Source organism: Candidatus Pseudothioglobus sp. uisw_070 (genome assembly GCF_059512545.2).
In genome coordinates, this window is record NZ_CM183456.2 from 1,116,456 (window position 1) to 1,135,649 (window position 19,194).

Here is a 19,194-nt window from a genome sequence, read left to right on the forward strand (position 1 = left end):
ATGCCTAAGAGCAAGATTAAGAATTAATATTATCAATATAATCTAAAGCCATTTGTATTCGAAGCAAGGTTCTGGCTTTGCCAACAAGTTGCGCGCTTATGTCAACACTCCCCGCCTTACCATCACCACTAATAGCAAGTCTAAATGGCTGGCCTACCTTACCAAAACCAACATCCCTAGCCTCACAAATACCTTTAATAGTAGAATGAATATTCTCAGCCGTCCAGGAGCTTATATTGTTTAAGTTAGTAAATAAATCAACTAATATTAATTTTGATTCTTGAGTAAAAACCTTACCTGCCTGAACTGCATCAAACTCTTTAAAATCATTATAAAACATGGCACAGCTTTGCGCCATATCGACTAGGGACTTAGAGCGATCTCGAAGAGCATCAATAACTTCATTAAGAACAGGTCCATCACCTACTTCAATGTTTAATTGATCAAGGTGCCATTTAAGATTAGAGGCAAGCTCATTGACCTCAGTTGTCTTTATATGAGAGTGATTAATCCACTCAAGCTTTTCTTGATTAAAGCTAGCTGGTGAATTATTGATACTTCTCAGATCGAAAAGATTAATCATTTCATCTACAGAAAAGATTTCTTGATCTCCATGAGACCAGCCTAACCTTACAATATAATTAAGAAGGGCGAAAGGCAACAAGCCTTCATCCCTGTATGATAGTAAATTAAGGGCTCCATGCCTTTTTGATAAGCGTGATCCATCTGAGCCCAAGATCATTGGTACATGAGCAAATTTAGGGGAAGGCCAATCCATAGCCTCATAAAGGTTAATTTGCTTAGGAGTATTATTAATGTGGTCATCACCCCTGATAACGCACTCTATTGCCATATCATGGTCGTCGACTACAACCGTCAAATTATAGGTTGGAGATCCATCTGACCTTGAGATAATTAAGTCATCTAATTCAGAATTAGAAATGCTTATGTCACCTTTGACATAATCACTAAAGCTTACATTGCCGTCAACAGGGTTAAGAAATCTAATAACACCGTTTTTTAACCCCTTATCTCGACAGCATCGATCATACTTAGGCTTTTCTTTTTTTGCAATTTGCTCTACTCTCATTAACTCTAATCGCTCGATAGAGCAATCACAATAATATGCTTTACCTTTTATAAGCAATTCAGAGATAACTTCATTATAGCGAACAGTTCTATCACTCTGATAAATTGGGCCTTCATCATAGTCCAAAGCAAGCCAGTCCATTCCCTCCAAAATTGCATCAATAGAGGCCTGGGTTGAACGCTCCTTATCAGTATCTTCAATTCTAAGCACAAACTTACTATTATTTTTTTTTGCCCATAGCCATGCAAAAAGAGCTGTTCTAGCACCACCAATATGCAAATAACCAGTTGGGGAAGGAGCAAATCTTGATTTCATTTATTATTTAAGAATTATAGATTTAAATTTTAAGTTACTTAATAGCTCATTTATTAAGAGATTAATTAACGCTATTAAACTGCCGAATCAAAACAAATGATAAGCTAATTTTACACTGTTATAATATTATCCCATCATCCAAATAGCGAAGTATATTAATGGAATTCACTCAGCAAAATGCTAATCAAAATACCGTTATTTCATTCGATGATTTAACAATTACGCTCTCCCACTCAAAGTTAAAATTACCCTGCTTTATTTCTTCTAATGAGTCAAGGGAACTATCAGCTATAGAAATAACTGAAGTTGATAAAGAATTTCTATTTCCACTTTTATCAAAAGAGTCAATTGATCTTCTAATAATTGGAACTGGTAGTAGCCCAGTTTTTCTATCTCCAAAGCAACAAATGTCATTATCAGAAATTAATTTAGGGGTCGAATGTATGAATAACACCTCTGCATGTTCCAGTTTTAATTTACTTCTTGGAGACTTAAGGAAAGTTGGTTTATTAATTCTATGATTTCTTATTTATACAAAACAATAATCAAGTTTTATAAGTTTTTTAAAATTGATACGCCTCTATTAATATTAATAATCTTGCTATCGTCTCTTGGACTACTTATTCTTTACAGTAGCTCTGGTGGCTCTTTAAACCTAGTTTATCGTCAATTAGTTCATCTTGGATTAGCAACATCAGTAATGCTAGTAATCGCCCAAATTCCCCCGATTATTATGCTTCGATCAGCACCCATACTAATGATTCTAGGTATTTTTCTACTAATATCAGTTCTTTTTTTTGGTAGTTCTGGAGGAGGTGCTCAGAGATGGCTAGACCTTGGATTAGTTAGATTTCAACCTTCAGAATTGATGAAGATTATTGTGCCAATGACAATTGCTGCAATCTTAAGTGAAAAAACCTTACCTCCCCGTCCTCTTCCAGTCGCAATTTCAATGCTAGCTATTGGACTAGTTGTTCTTCTCATTGCTAGGCAGCCCGACCTGGGAACCTCTTTGTTAATTGGCGCATCTGGAGTCTATGTTTTATTTTTTTCTGGCGTAAAAGTGATGTTATTAAAAAATAAATGGCTAAACCTATTACTTCTTTCAAGCCTGCTGGGTGGCTCCTTATTTTTAGCATGGAACTATTTTTTAATAGCCTATCAAAAAAGAAGAATTTTAACTCTATTCAATCCAGAGTCTGATCCATTAGGCTCTGGCTATCACATCATTCAATCAAAAATTGCAATTGGATCGGGAGGCTTGACTGGTAAAGGTCTTACAAAAGGTTCCCAATCACAGCTTGACTTTGTTCCAGAGCAATCTACTGATTTTATTTTTTCAGTTTTAGCAGAAGAGCTTGGATTTCTTGGCGTTTTATTATTAATAATAATCTACTCACTCATAATTTATCGCTGCCTTATCTTATCTCTAAGATGTGAGGACAACTTTTCAAGATTATTGGGTGCTAGCCTAACGTTTGTATTTTTTACATATATTTTTGTTAATATTGGTATGGTTTCAGGCCTCCTTCCTGTGGTTGGAATCCCCCTCCCTCTAATAAGTTATGGAGGCTCATCACTTATAACTCTTATGGCAAGTTTTGGTATTATTATGTCAATTCATAAACATAAAGGCCCAAGGTATTTACAGTAACTAGTTATAATTAAATACATAACTTAAACAATAATTTTTCCAATTTAAAACTTTAAATAATTAATTAAAAAATAACCTTATGAAAATCAATTCTTTTACTCTGCTCCTTAAATCAGCCTTTTTAATACTATTTTTAACAAACGTAAATGCTGAGGAGCCTCGTTTTTATATTCCTGATGCTCCTGCAATTGCTGCAGAAGCATTCGTCGTAATGGATCACAATTCTGGCAAAATTCTTGCGTCACATAATGAAAACGAAATGAGGCCCCCTGCAAGTCTTACAAAGCTGATGACTTCATATGTCATCTTTAAAAGACTTAAAGAGGGATTTATTACTCTCGATGAAGAAGTAAAAATAAGTGAAAAAGCATGGAGAACTGGCGGATCAAGAAGTTTTATTGAAGTTGGAAAAATGATCAAACTTGAAGACTTGCTTAAAGGAATGATAATTCAATCTGGAAATGATGCCTCTGTTGCTTTAGCTGAGCATGTAGCTGGTTCAGAAGGAACGTTTGTTCTCTTTATGAATGACTATGCAGAGCAAATTGGAATGAAAAATTCTAACTTTGAGAATTCCTCAGGACTACCACATGATAATCAATATTCGACTGCAAAGGATATAGCTATTCTTTCAAGTGCAATGATTAGAGACTTTCCAGATTATTACAAATGGTATAGCGAGAAAGAATTTACCTACAACAACATCACTCAGCCCAACAGAAATAAACTTTTATCAAGGGATAGTACTGTTGATGGATTAAAAACTGGCTGGACTAAAAAAGCGGGATATTGTCTAGTAACAAGTGCGAATAGAGTTGGTATGAGGCTTATCTCGGTTGTGCTCGGTTCAGAAAGCCCTGATATTCGCACCACTGAAACAGAAAAACTTTTAGACTATGGTTTTCGTTTTTTTGAAACGCAGTCAGTTAATGATATTTCTCATCAAGTACCTGTGTATAGATCAAAACAGGCAAATATTAAGGTAGGAGTTTCCGATACAAGCTTTTTAACATTACCGCGAAACCAATTCAAATATACCACCCAAACTATTAATCTTTCTAGTGATTTAATTGCACCAATTAATAAAGGAGATCAAGTAGGAACACTCGTAATAAGCTTTAGTAATGAAGATATTGCAACCCTCCCACTTATAGCCCTTGAAGATGCAACTGAAGGTGGTATCTTTACTAAAATGATTGACACGATTAAGCTTATGTTTAGATAACATAAATGGTATATCTAAACGGTAATTTTATTCCAAAAGAAAAGGCATATATTTCAGTAATGGACAGAGGCTTTCTCTTTGGAGATGGAGTTTATGAGGTATTTCCAGTCTATAACAAAAAAATCATTGGTTTTGAAGCACATCTTTCGAGACTTCAAGACGGACTTGATGCCATAAACATTAAAAACCCCCATAGCAACGATGACTGGAAAAGCCTAATAAAAAAAATAATATCCTTTAATATAAAAAATGCTAATCAAGCAATTTATTTACAAATATCAAGGGGCTGTGATCAGAATAGAAAACATACCTATGATAAATTAAATCCAACTACATACATTCAATCAAGTTTGATTGGACCTAGAGAGAAAAATTCTCTTTTTAAAGGCAAATCAGCTATCACAAGAGAAGACATAAGGTGGCTAAAAAATAATACTAAGGCAACATCACTTTTGGCAAACACCCTTTATGCTCAAGAGGCTAAAGAAAACAATGCAGAAGAGGCAATTCTCCTGCGAGATGGTGTTGTTACCGAGGCTTCTAGCTCTAATGTCTTCATTGTAAAAGATAACTGCATTTATACGCACCCAAAAGGACGAAATATTCTTCCGGGTATTACTCGAGATATTACTATTTCGCTTGCTAAAAAACTTAATATTAAAGTAAGCGAAACTACATTTAGTAAAGAGCAATTAATGGAAGCTGATGAAGTCTGGATTACTAGCTCAACAAGAGAAATTCTCCCCATCACCTCAATTGATAATAACATTATTAATTCTGGTCTTTCTGGACCAATATGGTCATCAATTTATGACCAATATCAGCTCTTAAAAACAGCCTAAATATAAGATAATCATAAATCTCTCAAAAATCAACTAAATTATTCTAAAGATCGAATATTAAATAATTAGAATAACCAATTCAAGTAAAATCAAAAGTGGTGTCGAGGGTATGCCGACAATAAATAGTTATGAACCCCGCCAGGCCTGGAAGGGAGCAACGGTAATAATTCTTTTATGTGTTGGACTCTATTTTCGGCGCCACTTTAAATATAATTAAATAAAAAGTAATGAGCGAACACTACGAAGTTTTAGCAAGAAAATACAGACCTCATAACTTTAAAGAGCTTGTCGGTCAAACCCATACTGTAAGAACTCTTGTAAACGCCCTTGACAACAATAATCTTCACCATGGATTTTTGTTTACTGGTACTCGCGGGGTTGGTAAAACGACTATTGCAAGAATTTTTGCGAAATCAGTCAACTGTGAAAATGGTGTAAGCTCTAAACCATGTGGGAAATGTGAAACTTGTATAGAAATTGATAAAGGACAATCTGTAGACCTCATTGAACTTGACGCTGCATCTCATACTGGCGTTGATAATATGAGAGAAATTCTTGAAAACGCTCAATACACTCCCACTAAAAATCTTTATAAAATTTACCTCATTGATGAGGTTCACATGCTTTCTAAAAGTAGCTTTAATGCGCTTTTAAAAACCTTAGAAGAGCCACCAAAACATATTAAATTTTTATTGGCAACCACTGATCCAAAAAAGTTACCAATTACCATTCTATCTCGCTGCCTTCAATTTAATTTAAATAAGCTATCTCATGATGAAATTTTTAATCATCTTAAATTTATTATGGATGCAGAAAATCTTAAATTTGAAGACGAAGCACTATCTAAGATTGCTGATTTTGGAAATGGGTCAATGCGAGATGCTCTTAGCCTTTTAGATCAATCAATATCCTATGGAAATGGTTCTGTTAAAGAGGATGATCTCAAAGCAATGCTTGGACTCGTTAGTCACAATGAAATTGTTCAGCTTGCCACATTGGTTATCAATAGAAATGCTCAAGAGGTTTTATTGTTTATAAAAGAGCTTGCATATAAAGGAGAAAATCTAACTAATACTCTTAATGATTTGACTTCGCTGTTTCATAAAATTGCAACAACTCAAATGATTGATGATGTTAAGCAAGTATCTCCAGAAATAAATGAACTTGCAAAGATTATTTCAGCACAAGATTTACAGCTTTACTATCAGATTGCAATTAATGGCCAAAAAGATATGCGTCACTCTCCAAGTGATCAAATTGGACTTGAGATGACTTTATTAAGAATGATTGCATTTCATCCCGATAGTCAGGCCGAAAAAAAAACTCTGAAATCATCTCAAAGTAGCAATACCATTAATAAAGAGCCTCCTAAAGAAAAAATCCAAGGTAATCCACTGACTAAAGACAAGTTACCAATCAAAGTGGGGGAAGAAAGCATTCAAGCAATAGAAAACCAACTCAACGTAAAATCTCAAAATGACTGGGAAAAAATTATTACTGAGTTAGGATTTGCTGGTGCTGCAAAAATGCTTGTTAAAAATACAGTATTTGACTCTCTTAAAGAACAAATTCTTACTCTTACATTAAGCGATGACTTTATTAATTTACTTACACAGAATACACAAAGCTCAATTGAAAAAACACTAAATGAAGACTATCCTGAAATAACACTGGTTATTAATCCAGGCTCAACTAATGGAAGCTCCTTATCTCAAAAAGAATCTGTAAAAAGTGAAGAAAAACGCAAACAAACAGAAAATCAATTCTTAAATGATGATGGGCTTAAAGATCTTCAAGAGGTGTTTAATTCTCAAGTAGATGTTAAGTCTATTAAATCCATAAAGGAGTCTGATAATGTTTAAGGGTGGAATGGCAGGAATGATGCAAAAAGCAAAGCAAATGCAAGAAGACATGGAGGCTGCACAAGAAGAAATTAAATTAATCACTTGTGAGGGTATTTCAGCATCTGGCTCCATTAAAATTAAATTAAATGGAGAATATAAAACTACTAGCATTAACATAGATAATTCGCTATTAACAGATAAAGAAATGCTTGAAGATTTAATTATGATGGCCTTTAATGACGCATCTTCAAAAGTCAATAGCGCATCTAAAGATAAAATGAAAAATGTGACTGGTGGTTTAAATCTTCCCTTCTAGCTATCTACTAAATAATAACTATGATTGAAAAACTTAACAAAGCCTTCAGTAAATTACCAGGTGTTGGATCAAAGACTGCTCAAAGATTTATATACCATCTTTTAGAAAGAGATAGGCCAGGAGGTTTAGAAATAGCCAAAGCCCTAACAGACGCAATGGAAAATGTTAAAAACTGTGAAAAATGCCGAACTTTGACTGAAAAAAATATTTGTGAAATCTGCTCTAATATTTCACGAGATAATTCTCAGCTATGTGTTGTTGAAACCCCATCAGATATTCATGTTATTGAGCAGAGTGGTGTCTATACTGGGAAGTATTTTGTGCTTAGTGGCTATCTTTCTCCAATTGATGGCATTGGTGCAGCTGAACTAGGTTTAAATGAATTAGAGGAACTTCTTAGTAAAAGTGATGTTAGTGAAATAATTTTAGCAACTAATGCAACAATTGAAGGTGAAGTAACTGCTCATTATATTCATAATTTAGCTAAAAAATATCAAGTAAAGACAACTAGAATTGCTCACGGAATACCACTTGGAGGTGAGCTTGAATACACAGATATTAATACAATTGCACATGCCCTTTCAGGCCGTAAAGATTATGATTAAGTAGCCCTTAAAGCCTTATCTTGACTCGATTAACTATTGTATAATATGTCAGTTATATCTGACACCTCGCCTTCATGGAAAAAACATACAACCCAGAGCTAATCGAACAAAAATATCGCGATTTATGGGAACAAGGCGACCTCTTCTCTTCAAAAGTAAATTCAGCTAGTAAAGATTCATACAGCATCGTCCTCCCCCCTCCAAATGTAACTGGTAGCCTTCATATGGGCCATGCTTTTCAGCATACAATCATGGATGTATACACTCGATATAATCGAAGTAAAGGTAATCAAACCTTGTGGCAGCCTGGCACAGATCATGCGGGCATTGCAACTCAAATGGTAGTCGAAAGACAGCTTGGACTTGAAAATATTTCCAGGCACGACTTAGGTCGTGAGAAATTTACAGAAAAAATCTGGGATTGGAAGTCAAAATCTGGGGGCACTATAACGTCCCAGATGAGGCGTTTAGGTGCTTCAGTTGATTGGGAGCGAGAACGTTTTACAATGGACGAACCTCTATCTAAGGCAGTTCAAAAAGTGTTTATTGACCTTTATCATGAAGGCTTAATCTACCGCGGGAAAAGACTAGTTAACTGGGATCCTGTTCTTTTAACTGCAGTATCTGACTTAGAAGTCATCAGTACTGAGGAGCAAGGTTTTTTATGGCACATCAGATATCAAGTTGCAGAATCAGATGAAGTCCTAGTTGTTGCTACAACAAGACCAGAGACCATGTTTGGAGATACAGCTGTTGCAATTCATCCCGAAGATACTCGCTACCAGCATCTTATTGGAAAATTTATAAGCCTTCCTCTTTCTGACAGAAAAATTCCAATTATTGCTGACGACTATGTGGATATGGAATTTGGAACAGGGTGCGTAAAAATTACTCCTGCCCATGATTTTAATGACTATGAAATTGGACAAAGACATAGCCTTGAAATTATCAATATATTAACTGATGATGCCAGCATAAACATTAACGCTCCTGATAAATATCAAGGGCTTGACCGTTTTGATGCACGCAAAGAGGTTGTTAAAGACCTTGAAAGTCAAAATTTAATTGAAAAGATTGATCCGCACACTCTTATGGTGCCAAGGGGTGACAGAACTAATAGCATTATTGAGCCCTACATGACAGACCAATGGTTTGTCAAAGTTAAGCCTTTAGCAGGTCCTGCTATAGATGCTGTAAAAAATGGTGACATCCGATTTGTTCCTGAAAACTGGAGTAAGACTTATTTCAATTGGATGGACAATATCGAAGATTGGTGTATCTCCCGTCAAATTTGGTGGGGACACCGGATACCTGCTTGGTATGACAAAGAAGGTAAATTCTATGTAGCAAATAATCTTGAAGAAGCTCAAGCTCAGGCTGGAGTTGGAGTTGATTTAGAGCAAGATGAAGATGTTTTAGATACTTGGTTCTCTTCTGCATTATGGCCTTTTTCTACTTTAGGGTGGCCAGAAAAAACCCCTGAATTATCTCGCTTCTATCCAACTAGCGTTCTTGTTACTGGCTTTGATATCATATTTTTCTGGGTAGCTCGTATGATTATGTTTGGGCTAAAATTTGCTAAAGATGTTCCTTTTAAAGATATTTATATTACCGGTCTTATTAAGGACGGCAATGGCCAAAAAATGAGTAAATCTAAGGGCAATGTATTAGATCCTATTGATTTGATTGATGGCATTTCGCTTAATGATCTTCTTGAGAAAAGAACTCAAGGAATGATGCAGCCAAAATTAGCTGAAAAAATTCAAAAACAAACTAAAAAAGAGTTTCCTGATGGGATTCCTGCCTTTGGAACTGATGCAATACGTTTTACCTTTGCTGCTCTAGCATCATTTGGTCGAGATATTAAATTTGATCTAAAAAGGGTTGAAGGCTATCGAAATTTTTGTAATAAACTTTGGAATGCTTCACGCTTTGTCCTGATAAACCTTAAATCTAAATCAATTAATGTTAATGCCGTGTTGTCTAACCAGGATAAATGGATACTGTCCAGGCTTCAACACACAAAAATTGAAGTTGAAAAATATTTGGCTGATTATCGATTAGATTTGATGAGTCAAACTCTATATGAATTTGTTTGGCATGATTATTGTGACTGGTACTTAGAGCTCTCAAAACCACTGCTAGAAAATAATAAGACAAAACAAGGCTGTGAAGCGACTCTTTTAAAAGTTTTGTCAGAAACTTTAGTCTTATTACACCCAATTATTCCTTTTATCACAGAAGAAATTTTTGAACAATCTCAAAAGCTTCATAGTAACTCTGATGAAAAGCTTATTTCGCAGGCCTTTCCTGAGCCTGAGGAGGCTCTTTTTAATAATGATGCAGAATCTGAGGTCGAATGGCTGAAAGAATTTATTTTAGGTATTAGAAAAATCAGAGGCGAAATGAATATTTCTCCTGGAAAGCCTTTACAATGCTTTATCAAGAGCTTTAATTCTAAAGACAAAGATTACATTGAAAATAATAAATCAATCATCTTTACCCTTGCTAAATTAGACAGTATTGAACTCATAGAGGCGAATAAAGAAGAGCCTGAGTCAGCAATTGCACTAGTTGGAGAAATGAAAATTTTAATTCCTTTAGCAGGTCTTATCGACAAAGATGCTGAAAAAGACAGACTTAATAAAGAAATTGATAAATTAATAAAACTTAAAGCTCAATTCTCAGGAAAACTAAATAACAAGAAATTTATAAGCGGCGCCCCGGAAGCTGTAGTTAAAAAAGAACAAGATAAACTTGCTGCTGTTGAAAAGGCATTACAAGACATGGAGTCGCAACTTGAAAAAATCTCTTTACTCTGAAATGCACTGTAATTCATTGAAAAATCATGGAAAAAACATTTTTAAGAATCTTAGCAAGATAGAATACTGATAAAATCTAATATGAACAAGTATATATCAACATTATTGATCCTCATTCTTCTAACTTTTAAAGTTAGTGCAGAATCTTTTGTCTATATTACTGACCAACTAGATATTCCAATAAGAGCGGATCAAAACTTTGGTGAAAATATAATTCGTCTTCTTCCATCTGGGACCGAACTTTCTTTATTGCAAAGCACTGAAGATGGATGGGCTCAAGTTCAGTTTGATGACACTATTGGATGGATTAAATCTTTTTATATATCAAATGAGCCTCCTGCGCGTGAAGAGCTTAAAAAAATCACAAGAACTTATAATGCTAACAAACTATTATTATCCAAACTTACCAGTGAAAAGGAAGTCTTAGAGACCGAACTTTTAACTTTAAAACAAGAAAATACAGATTTAGTCATTCAGAGCTCAAAATCAAAGGCTGAAAAGGAGCATATTGAACAAATTTATCAAGATGCCTTAAAACTAGAACATGAAAATGAAAAACATATTCAAGAAAAACTTCAACTGAAAACAGAGCTTCAATTGGCAGAAAATAATACTCAAATTCAAAAAGACACCAGCTCTAGAAATTGGTTCATAGTTGGTGCAATAGTACTTTTCTTTGGAATGATAATTGGTTTTATCATACCTGGCCTTCTTAATAGAAGACGGTACTAAAAAATTAGGAGAACTAAATGAAAGAATTAAAAAAAGCGCTTACCTTTGATGACATATTACTAGTCCCTGCTCACTCTGAAGTGCTCCCAAAAGAAGTTGACTTAACATCAAAACTTACCAATCTAATCACGTTAAATACACCTATCATCTCTGCTGCAATGGATACAGTTACTGAAGGTAAGCTTGCTATTGCAATAGCTCAAGAAGGCGGCATGGGAGTAATTCATAAAAATATGTCTATTGAGGCGCAAGCTAGAGAAGTAAGAAAAGTAAAACGTTTCGAGTCTGGAATCATCAGGGATCCTATTAGTATTGATCCATCTGCAAGCATTAAAGACGTATTTGCTCTTCAAGCTCAACATGGTATTTCAGCATTACCAGTTGTCTCAAATAACATCTTAGTTGGCCTCATTACCAGTCGTGATGTTTTATTTGAAACTCGCCTTGATGAGATTGTTGAAAATGTAATGACTCCTCAGAAATCACTTATTACTGTTGTAGAGGGCACCTCTATGGAAACCGTCCGTAAGCTTCTTCAAAAACATCGCATTGAGAGAGTTTTAGTTACAGATAAAAAATTTAAATTAGGTGGAATGATTACCGTTAGTGATATTAAGAAAACCAGTGACTTTCCAAAAGCTGCAAAGGATGATTTAGAGAGACTAATTGTTGCAGCTGCGGTTGGTGTTGGAAAAGGAACAGGAGATCGTATTAGTGCACTTGTAAAGGCTGGCGTTGATGTCATAGTTATTGACACTGCACATGGTCATTCACAAGGCGTAATCGATCGCGTCATCAAAACAAAAAAAGACTTTCCTAATTTAGAAATTATTGCTGGAAACATTGCAACCGCAGAAGCTGCTTTAGATCTTGTTAAAGCCGGGGCTGATAGTGTAAAAGTTGGAATTGGGCCAGGAAGTATATGCACAACTAGAATTGTTGCAGGCGTTGGGGTACCTCAAATTAGCGCAATTTCTGATATTGCTGATGCCCTTAAAGGAACCAATGTGACAGTAATTGCTGATGGAGGTGTTCGTTTCTCTGGTGATGCAGCTAAAGCCTTTGCAGCTGGAGCACACTGCGTTATGCTTGGCTCTATGCTTGCAGGAACCGAAGAGTCACCTGGAGAGGTTGAACTATTTCAAGGAAGGTCTTATAAAGCATATAGGGGCATGGGCTCAATTGGTGCAATGGGTCAAGCTCATGGCTCTTCAGATCGATACTTTCAAGCCGAACTTGCAGCTGAAAAACTAGTTCCCGAAGGAATAGAAGGAAGAGTCCCTTTCAAAGGCTCTATACGGCCTATTATTCATCAGATGGTCGGAGGTATAAGATCATCTATGGGTTATACTGGCTGTAAAAATCTTGAAGCCATGAGAACAAAGGTTCAATTCGTTCAAGTTACTTCAGCTGGTATGACAGAATCTCATGTTCATGATGTTTCAATTACAAAGGAAGCGCCAAACTACCATCAATAGAGAAAAGTTTTTATTCTTTGTCTAAGGCCTTAAGCTTAGCAAAACTTTTCTTGTAGCCTGGTTTAGCAAGAATCTCTAAGTAAAATGATTTCAAGCTCTCTGCTTCTGCCTCACTGATGCACTTACTTATTTCAGAAGATAAAATAACCTCGGCCTTTTCTTCTGAAGGGCCAAACTTGCAATCAAAATTCCAACAATCAAAATCATCAGGAAGTAATTTTCTACTCTCTCTCTTTAAATATTTTTTAACGTCACGCCTAGCTGCCTCGATAAGTCTAGCTGGTTTAATTTTAGGATGAATCAATTCAAATGTCTTTTTCATTATTGAATTACTAGAAATGTTTAAAAAGAGTGTATTTTAATTAAATAAACGCATAGTAGTTAAGTTACTTTAACAACACAGTAAACCTTTTTGATTATTAATCATAATGCTTAATATAATTTTCCAAAAAAAGTCATTCTTGCTGACTCTGAAAGCTTTACATCAGGCTCAGAATTGTAAGCTAAAACCGACAACACTCTTGTCAAATCTCCTTCTGTCGGTGTTACTCTGTGTATAGCGTTTTTACCTCGAAATAAAACAAGCGAACCATTTTCCATTTTTAATTTGTTAGGTGAGCATCTGTTATCTAATAAATGCGAAACTTGATCATAATTATTTTCATTATTAAAAGAGTTTCTAAAATCACGAATGTACTCAAATCTCCCTCCAGATATAGGCTTTTGTATTAACAATGTAATCGCAAAAGAAGAGTTATCAAAGTGCCAACCTAGCTCCTGCCCTTCTTTAGCATAATGAATATTTATTGAAGATAATTCGTCATCATATTTATATAATGCTTCTTCGCTTAAAACCTCGCAAAGAAACTCTTTAAAACTTTTCGAATTATAAAGAAACCTTAAATAAGAGTCACTTGGAACTTGATTATCAGTGATACATCCTTTTGAAGATATCACGGTTTTATTTCTTGGATGACTATCTTGAAAACTAGGATCTAAAGGCTCTAAATAAACATTATGTTTATTGACACAGTAATAAGCTAAATCCTCCTGTTTATTAGCCTCTTTAAGAATTTTTTTGATTGTATCCTTTAAAAGAAAATCTGTAAGAACAAGCACCCCTTCATTATCTAATTTTCTTTTACATTTAGTCCTATAAATAGAGCTATTAATTGGATGCTTATCTATATCGATAATAGCTGATAATTTATTTTTATTTGTCATTACAAATTAAGTATTTAACTTTCATTATAAAAATAATTATATATACAACCAATAAAGATAATTTGTTGTATTCAACCTTTATGGTAATAGATAATTAAACAATAATTTAAAAGGAGAATAATGATTCATTTCGGCCAAATTACTAAAAAACAGTTTCTAGAAGAGTATTGGCAAAAAAAACCACTTCTAATTAAAAACGCCCTTCCAAAATTTATTAGTCCTCTGTCTCCAGATGAAATTGCAGGGCTTTCTTGTGAAGAAGAATTTGAATCTAGAATTGTGACTGGATCAATTTCAATGAATAAATGGCATGTAGAAGAAGGACCGTTTGATGAAAGAATCTTTGAGCAACTTCCAAACAATAAGTGGACTCTTTTAGTTCAAGGAATCGACAGATACATAAGTGAAGTTCATCAGATTATTAGTGAGTTTGATTTTATTCCAAGGTGGCGCTTTGATGACGTAATGATATCTTTTGCAGCATTAGGCGGAAGCGTTGGACCTCATTATGATCATTATGATGTGTTTTTACTTCAAGGGCTTGGAAGGCGACAATGGACAACAAGTGTAATTGATTGCAATCCTGAAAATTACTTAAAAGATACTCCACTTCGAATAATGAAAAATTTTATTAAAGAAACAACTTGGGTGGCTGAGCCTGGAGATATCGTCTATATACCTCCAAAAGTCGCTCATCATGGTGTAAGTCTTGATGATGAATGTATAACGCTCTCGATTGGCTACAGATCCTACTTAAATAATGAAATGCTGAGTTCACTTGAATTGCCTAATAATAAGAATGATGCCTACCTTAAAGATCCAGAATGGGAAGTGAACATTAATCCAGCTGAAATTACTCAATCAGTAATTGAGCAAACGAGAAGATTTTTAAAAATTAATACGCTTCCTAAAGACTACTTTGGGTGCTTTGTAACCAAACTTGATCCTGAGGATGAAAAAAAATTTAATGAAATCAGAGCTTACCAGACTCAAGAAGAAATAGAAGAGCTAGGTTTTTATCAACTTCATCCAATATGCAGAATAGCTTACCAATTTATCAATCAAGAGTTGAGAGTATTTATTAATGGTGAAGTCTTTAGTTGTAGCGGTATAGATGAAGACTTAGTTGTTAGTTTTTCCAATACCAGAAAACTTCAATTAAGCAATAAAAATAGAACTCTAGCAGAGCGATTAGTGTCATTATCACTCATCGAAAAATCTACATAAAACTAATCAATATTTTTAAATTAAGTTTTAATTATTTAGAACTTATAAAGCATTAATACTCAATGAGAACAGGCAAATTTAGTACATTCGAGAAAAAAAATTAGGGGATAATTCAACTGTTTTATGGATTTTGGTAAGTTTTATCTCAAGCGTACCTATTGGGTATGTTTTAAATAAAGCTTATTACGTTAAACCATAAAACATTTTTTATTTTATTGGAGTAACGCAATGGACATGAATATAGTTCAAAAAAGTTTTACGTTTGGCAATAGTCAGATCACATTTGAAACAGGAAGAATCGCACGACAATCTCATGGGGCTGTTTTAGCTAGCATGGATGATACACAAGTACTAGTTAGCGTTGTGGGAGCAAAAGAAGCCAAACCAGGCCAATCTTTTTTTCCATTATCCGTAGATTATATTGAAAAGACTTATGCAGCAGGAAAAATTCCTGGTGGCTTTCTTAAAAGAGAAGGGCGTCCAAGTGAAAAAGAGACATTAACTTCTCGCCTAATCGACCGCCCTATTCGTCCATTATTTCCAAATGGCTACATGAATGAAGTTCAAGTTATGATTCAGGTTATTTCTGCAAATAAAAATGTAGATCCTGATATTTTAGCAATGCTTGGAACTTCTGCAGCATTGGCAATTGCTGGGGTTCCTTTTAAAGGGCCTATTGGTGCTGCACGCGTTGGTTACAAAGATGGAAGCTACATTATTAACCCAACATATACTGATCTTAAGACTTCAGAACTTGATATGGTTGTTGCTGGAACCAAAGATGCTGTATTAATGGTTGAATCTGAAGCAAGTGAACTTTCAGAGGACGTAATGCTTGCAGCTGTTATGTTTGCACATGAGCAATTTCAAGTAGTAATTAATAGTGTTGCTGAATTTGCAAAAGAGGTAGGAGTTTCTCCTCGCGAATGGGAAGCACCAGCTGAGGATGAATCTCTAATGTCTTCTATTAAATCTAAATTCGAAAGTAAAATTTCTGAAGCTTATCAGACTGTTGACAAGATGGAGCGTTATGAAAAAATGGGTGAAGTTAAAGACGCTGCCCTTGAAGAATTTATAACTGATGCTGATGATTCACCTAGCTCTGATGACGTTAAAAACTATATTAAAAAAATTGAAAAATCAACTGTTAGAGAGCGTATCTTAAAAGGTGAGCCAAGAATCGATGGAAGAGATAGCTCGACTGTTCGTGAACTTGCAATCGAAACAGGCGTATTAGAGAATACGCATGGTTCCGCACTTTTTACGCGTGGTGAAACTCAAGCCCTTGTTGTTACAACTCTTGGCTCTAAAAGAGATGGACAGCTTATTGAAAAACTTGAATCAAATGATCGTATAGAAGATCACTTCATGCTTCATTACAACTTCCCTCCATACTGTGTAGGTGAGACAGGTCGAGTAATGGGCGTTAAACGTCGTGAAATCGGTCATGGTCGATTGGCTCGAAGAGGAATTGCAGCTTGCCTTCCAAGTATTGAAGAGTTTCCATACACTATCCGTATCGTTTCAGAAATAACTGAGTCTAACGGCTCTAGTTCAATGGCAAGTGTCTGTGGCTCTTCTCTGTCACTTATGGACGCAGGTGTTCCAATTAAAGCGCCAGTTGCAGGTATTGCGATGGGTCTTGTTAAAGATGAAGATCGCTTTACAGTATTAACTGATATTCTTGGTGATGAAGATCACCTTGGTGATATGGACTTTAAAGTTGCTGGAACAGCAAAAGGAATAAATGCACTTCAAATGGATATTAAGATTGATGGTATCACTGAAGACATTATGTCAATTGCACTTAAGCAAGCCAAAGAAGCAAGACTTAATATTCTTGGTCAAATGAACCAAGTTATTTCTGAGCCTAATGCTGCATCAAAAAATGCTCCTAAGACTAAAGTTATTAAAATCCCTACTGACAAGATTCGTGATGTAATTGGTAAGGGTGGTGAGACTATCAGGGGTATCGTAGCTCAATCAGGTGCTAGCGTAGATGTTGATGACGAAGGAAATGTTAATGTTTTTGCAAATGATACTGAAAGCTTTGAAAAAGCAGTTCAGATGGTTAAAGATGTCACTGCAGTTCCTGAATTAAACAAAGTGTATATGGGCAAGGTAGCAAAAATAGTCGAATTTGGCGCTTTTGTTACAATCATGCCTAATCAGGATGGGCTTCTTCATGTATCTGAAATTGCACATGAAAGAGTTGAAAAAGTTGAAGATCACCTTAAGGAAGGTCAAGAAATTGAAGTTAAAGTTCTTGGGATAGATCGAGGAAGAATTAAACTTTCTAGAAAGGCTTTAATTGATAAGTAATTAAATAAAGCCACCGAAAGGTGGCTTTATTTATTGAATATAATAAATTATGTCAGATAATAGACTCGTAGAACTAGAAGAAAAAATATCATATCTTCAAAATATGCTCGATGAACTTAATATGGTTATTTTCCGTCAAGGTGAAAAAATTGAAAAACTCACTAATCAAATTAAAGAAACTAATGAAAAGATAATTAATCACTCTGAATCACAACCTGAACAATCTGAAGTGACTGATGATAAGCCACCACATTATTAACTTAGATTAGATTGCCTTAAAAGAGAGAATTTTAGAGCTTATTAAGGGAGAATATGAAAGCAATGAGTTTTCTAGCTACTAAACAATAGCCTGATTTCGCCTCATCATGATTATAAGGGCCAAACCATTAAGTCCCCATACCAAGCTTAAGAGATACATATTAAAGGTCAATCCAATATATTCAGCTAAATAACCAACCAATGCTGGTCCAAAAATAAAGCCAGCAAATCCCATAGTTATAAGATTAGCAACAGTTAAAGATATAGGCTCATCTGTCAGCCTGATAGCTTGCCTAAGAATAATTGCTATAAAGTTGGCTGTTCCAAAACCGAATAGTATCATTCCAAAAATAATGACATAAAAATTTGACGTCAATACTGATAGGAAAAGTATTATTCCTGCAATAATACTTAAATAACCACCAACTAATTTTTCGCTATATTTATTAATCATTTTTGAGGCGATTAGTCTTGCAGAAATCTCACCAACATTAAAGGCCACTATAACGGCTCCTCCTAAGAAAAGAGGTACTAATAAATCTTTTGTTAACCATAAAGCAGACCAATCAAGAATTATGCCCATAGTTGCATAATTCATCATCATTAAAAAGCCAAAAATTAGTATTGATTTTTTTGGAAATTTAAATCTTGGTGTTTTCTTTAAATCTTCAAATGTTTTTGAGAGTCCAAACTTAAATACTATTAGTGCTCCTAAAACAAGCATTGATCCAGATATAGAAAAAATTAAACTTACACTTTCAATGTACTTGATTGTAAAGAATGCAGTAATAGCTCCGACTAATGAGCCAAAGCTAAATGCTGCGTGGTATAAAGGCGTAATGACTCTAGAAGTCTTTTCTTCAATCATTGATATTTGTGACTGCGCAGAAGGACTAAAAAAACCTACAAAAAAACCAAATGGTACAAAAGCCAATAAAAACCAGAAGTAATTTGGTGATAGTATTAATAGTAATGGAAGGTACGAAATACCAAGTAACCCAATCATAATGGCATTTTTAGTGCCAATTTTTGGAACAATTAATCTCCCTGATGTTTGGTTACCTATTAAATTTGCAATACCGAAAACCAGAAGGCCAATACCAATTTCCGCCTCAGTTATTTGAAGCCTTTCAGCGTTCCAAGGAATATAAACAAAATATAATCCAATCTGAAAGAGTACTAAGAAGGCGCTAAGAAAGACAGTATAAATACCATTATTATATTTAGCACTCTCAGTCAT

17 protein-coding genes and 1 other RNA gene are annotated in these 19,194 nt (G+C 34.8%); 14 read left to right on the forward strand and 4 right to left on the reverse strand.

The features are described 5' to 3' along the window. Window positions 1-16 precede the first annotated feature (16 nt). Window positions 17-1,405, reverse strand: a complete 1,389-nt coding sequence (gltX, locus tag AC5YGD_RS05580; RefSeq protein WP_496141029.1) for a glutamate--tRNA ligase — start codon at window positions 1,403-1,405, stop codon at window positions 17-19. Window positions 1,406-1,563: 158 nt separating this feature from the next. Here gltX and AC5YGD_RS05585 point away from each other — a divergent pair, with 158 nt between their 5' ends. The 11 genes from AC5YGD_RS05585 to guaB all read left to right on the forward strand — a co-directional run bounded on the left by AC5YGD_RS05585 (window position 1,564) and on the right by guaB (window position 12,923). After that, the gene (locus AC5YGD_RS05585) at window positions 1,564-1,926 is read left to right on the forward strand and encodes an MTH938/NDUFAF3 family protein (RefSeq protein WP_496141031.1); all 363 of its coding nucleotides are present in this window, start codon (window positions 1,564-1,566) and stop codon (window positions 1,924-1,926) included. Further along, the gene (rodA, locus tag AC5YGD_RS05590; protein ID WP_496141033.1) at window positions 1,923-3,059 is read left to right on the forward strand and encodes a rod shape-determining protein RodA; all 1,137 of its coding nucleotides are present in this window, start codon (window positions 1,923-1,925) and stop codon (window positions 3,057-3,059) included. Before AC5YGD_RS05585 ends, rodA begins: the two co-directional genes overlap by 4 nt. Before the next feature lie 79 nt (window positions 3,060-3,138). Continuing rightward, window positions 3,139-4,284 carry a serine hydrolase gene (locus tag AC5YGD_RS05595; RefSeq protein WP_496141035.1) on the forward strand — a complete coding sequence of 382 codons (1,146 nt, stop codon included), beginning with the start codon at window positions 3,139-3,141 and terminating at the stop codon, window positions 4,282-4,284. Window positions 4,285-4,289: 5 nt separating this feature from the next. Continuing rightward, a complete protein-coding gene (locus AC5YGD_RS05600; RefSeq protein ID WP_496141036.1) occupies window positions 4,290-5,126 on the forward strand; it encodes an aminotransferase class IV in 837 nt (278 codons plus the stop codon). Between the two features lie 102 nt (window positions 5,127-5,228). Next, window positions 5,229-5,324, forward strand: an RNA gene (gene ffs, locus AC5YGD_RS05605) — signal recognition particle sRNA small type. Window positions 5,325-5,353: 29 nt separating this feature from the next. Then, window positions 5,354-6,988: a DNA polymerase III subunit gamma/tau gene (dnaX, locus tag AC5YGD_RS05610; RefSeq protein WP_496141038.1), complete on the forward strand. Its 1,635-nt coding sequence runs from the start codon at window positions 5,354-5,356 to the stop codon at window positions 6,986-6,988. Next, the gene (locus AC5YGD_RS05615; protein WP_496141040.1) at window positions 6,981-7,286 is read left to right on the forward strand and encodes a YbaB/EbfC family nucleoid-associated protein; all 306 of its coding nucleotides are present in this window, start codon (window positions 6,981-6,983) and stop codon (window positions 7,284-7,286) included. The genes dnaX and AC5YGD_RS05615 overlap by 8 nt, the downstream gene beginning before the upstream one ends. Before the next feature lie 20 nt (window positions 7,287-7,306). Continuing rightward, window positions 7,307-7,891 carry a recombination mediator RecR gene (gene recR, locus AC5YGD_RS05620; protein ID WP_416694275.1) on the forward strand — a complete coding sequence of 195 codons (585 nt, stop codon included), beginning with the start codon at window positions 7,307-7,309 and terminating at the stop codon, window positions 7,889-7,891. A gap of 74 nt (window positions 7,892-7,965) precedes the next feature. After that, the gene (locus AC5YGD_RS05625; protein WP_496141043.1) at window positions 7,966-10,713 is read left to right on the forward strand and encodes a valine--tRNA ligase; all 2,748 of its coding nucleotides are present in this window, start codon (window positions 7,966-7,968) and stop codon (window positions 10,711-10,713) included. An 81-nt stretch (window positions 10,714-10,794) separates the two neighbouring features. Then, on the forward strand, window positions 10,795-11,445 hold the full coding sequence (locus tag AC5YGD_RS05630) for a TIGR04211 family SH3 domain-containing protein (protein WP_496141045.1): 651 nt from the start codon (window positions 10,795-10,797) through the stop codon (window positions 11,443-11,445). Window positions 11,446-11,462: 17 nt separating this feature from the next. Continuing rightward, window positions 11,463-12,923, forward strand: coding sequence for an IMP dehydrogenase (gene guaB / locus AC5YGD_RS05635; RefSeq protein ID WP_496141046.1), 1,461 nt, complete (start codon window positions 11,463-11,465; stop codon window positions 12,921-12,923). A gap of 10 nt (window positions 12,924-12,933) precedes the next feature. Here guaB and AC5YGD_RS05640 read toward each other — a convergent pair whose 3' ends face one another. Then, window positions 12,934-13,245, reverse strand: coding sequence for a DUF6172 family protein (locus AC5YGD_RS05640; protein WP_496141048.1), 312 nt, complete (start codon window positions 13,243-13,245; stop codon window positions 12,934-12,936). A gap of 110 nt (window positions 13,246-13,355) precedes the next feature. After that, entirely contained in the window at window positions 13,356-14,147 is a 792-nt protein-coding gene (locus tag AC5YGD_RS05645) for a HalD/BesD family halogenase (protein WP_496141050.1), read from the reverse strand. A 120-nt stretch (window positions 14,148-14,267) separates the two neighbouring features. Here AC5YGD_RS05645 and AC5YGD_RS05650 point away from each other — a divergent pair, with 120 nt between their 5' ends. From AC5YGD_RS05650 to AC5YGD_RS05660, 3 genes are all read left to right on the forward strand, one after another. Next, window positions 14,268-15,374 carry a JmjC domain-containing protein gene (locus AC5YGD_RS05650; RefSeq protein WP_496141051.1) on the forward strand — a complete coding sequence of 369 codons (1,107 nt, stop codon included), beginning with the start codon at window positions 14,268-14,270 and terminating at the stop codon, window positions 15,372-15,374. A gap of 228 nt (window positions 15,375-15,602) precedes the next feature. Next, the gene (gene pnp / locus AC5YGD_RS05655) at window positions 15,603-17,696 is read left to right on the forward strand and encodes a polyribonucleotide nucleotidyltransferase (RefSeq protein ID WP_496141052.1); all 2,094 of its coding nucleotides are present in this window, start codon (window positions 15,603-15,605) and stop codon (window positions 17,694-17,696) included. A 49-nt stretch (window positions 17,697-17,745) separates the two neighbouring features. Beyond that, the gene (locus tag AC5YGD_RS05660) at window positions 17,746-17,955 is read left to right on the forward strand and encodes a SlyX family protein (RefSeq protein WP_496141053.1); all 210 of its coding nucleotides are present in this window, start codon (window positions 17,746-17,748) and stop codon (window positions 17,953-17,955) included. 78 nt (window positions 17,956-18,033) lie between these two features. Here AC5YGD_RS05660 and AC5YGD_RS05665 read toward each other — a convergent pair whose 3' ends face one another. Then, window positions 18,034-19,194: an MFS transporter gene (locus AC5YGD_RS05665; RefSeq protein WP_496141054.1), complete on the reverse strand. Its 1,161-nt coding sequence runs from the start codon at window positions 19,192-19,194 to the stop codon at window positions 18,034-18,036.

What these genes read in the sequence shown, in the direction of transcription:
- gltX (WP_496141029.1), bottom strand. Translation starts at nt 1,405, where the DNA reads ATGAAATCAAGATTTGCTCCTTCCCCAACTGGTTATTTGCATATTGGT.
- AC5YGD_RS05585 (WP_496141031.1), top strand. Translation starts at nt 1,564, where the DNA reads ATGGAATTCACTCAGCAAAATGCTAATCAAAATACCGTTATTTCATTC.
- rodA (WP_496141033.1), top strand. Translation starts at nt 1,923, where the DNA reads ATGATTTCTTATTTATACAAAACAATAATCAAGTTTTATAAGTTTTTT.
- AC5YGD_RS05595 (WP_496141035.1), top strand. Translation starts at nt 3,139, where the DNA reads ATGAAAATCAATTCTTTTACTCTGCTCCTTAAATCAGCCTTTTTAATA.
- AC5YGD_RS05600 (WP_496141036.1), top strand. Translation starts at nt 4,290, where the DNA reads ATGGTATATCTAAACGGTAATTTTATTCCAAAAGAAAAGGCATATATT.
- dnaX (WP_496141038.1), top strand. Translation starts at nt 5,354, where the DNA reads ATGAGCGAACACTACGAAGTTTTAGCAAGAAAATACAGACCTCATAAC.
- AC5YGD_RS05615 (WP_496141040.1), top strand. Translation starts at nt 6,981, where the DNA reads ATGTTTAAGGGTGGAATGGCAGGAATGATGCAAAAAGCAAAGCAAATG.
- recR (WP_416694275.1), top strand. Translation starts at nt 7,307, where the DNA reads ATGATTGAAAAACTTAACAAAGCCTTCAGTAAATTACCAGGTGTTGGA.
- AC5YGD_RS05625 (WP_496141043.1), top strand. Translation starts at nt 7,966, where the DNA reads ATGGAAAAAACATACAACCCAGAGCTAATCGAACAAAAATATCGCGAT.
- AC5YGD_RS05630 (WP_496141045.1), top strand. Translation starts at nt 10,795, where the DNA reads ATGAACAAGTATATATCAACATTATTGATCCTCATTCTTCTAACTTTT.
- guaB (WP_496141046.1), top strand. Translation starts at nt 11,463, where the DNA reads ATGAAAGAATTAAAAAAAGCGCTTACCTTTGATGACATATTACTAGTC.
- AC5YGD_RS05640 (WP_496141048.1), bottom strand. Translation starts at nt 13,245, where the DNA reads ATGAAAAAGACATTTGAATTGATTCATCCTAAAATTAAACCAGCTAGA.
- AC5YGD_RS05645 (WP_496141050.1), bottom strand. Translation starts at nt 14,147, where the DNA reads ATGACAAATAAAAATAAATTATCAGCTATTATCGATATAGATAAGCAT.
- AC5YGD_RS05650 (WP_496141051.1), top strand. Translation starts at nt 14,268, where the DNA reads ATGATTCATTTCGGCCAAATTACTAAAAAACAGTTTCTAGAAGAGTAT.
- pnp (WP_496141052.1), top strand. Translation starts at nt 15,603, where the DNA reads ATGGACATGAATATAGTTCAAAAAAGTTTTACGTTTGGCAATAGTCAG.
- AC5YGD_RS05660 (WP_496141053.1), top strand. Translation starts at nt 17,746, where the DNA reads ATGTCAGATAATAGACTCGTAGAACTAGAAGAAAAAATATCATATCTT.
- AC5YGD_RS05665 (WP_496141054.1), bottom strand. Translation starts at nt 19,194, where the DNA reads ATGACTGAGAGTGCTAAATATAATAATGGTATTTATACTGTCTTTCTT.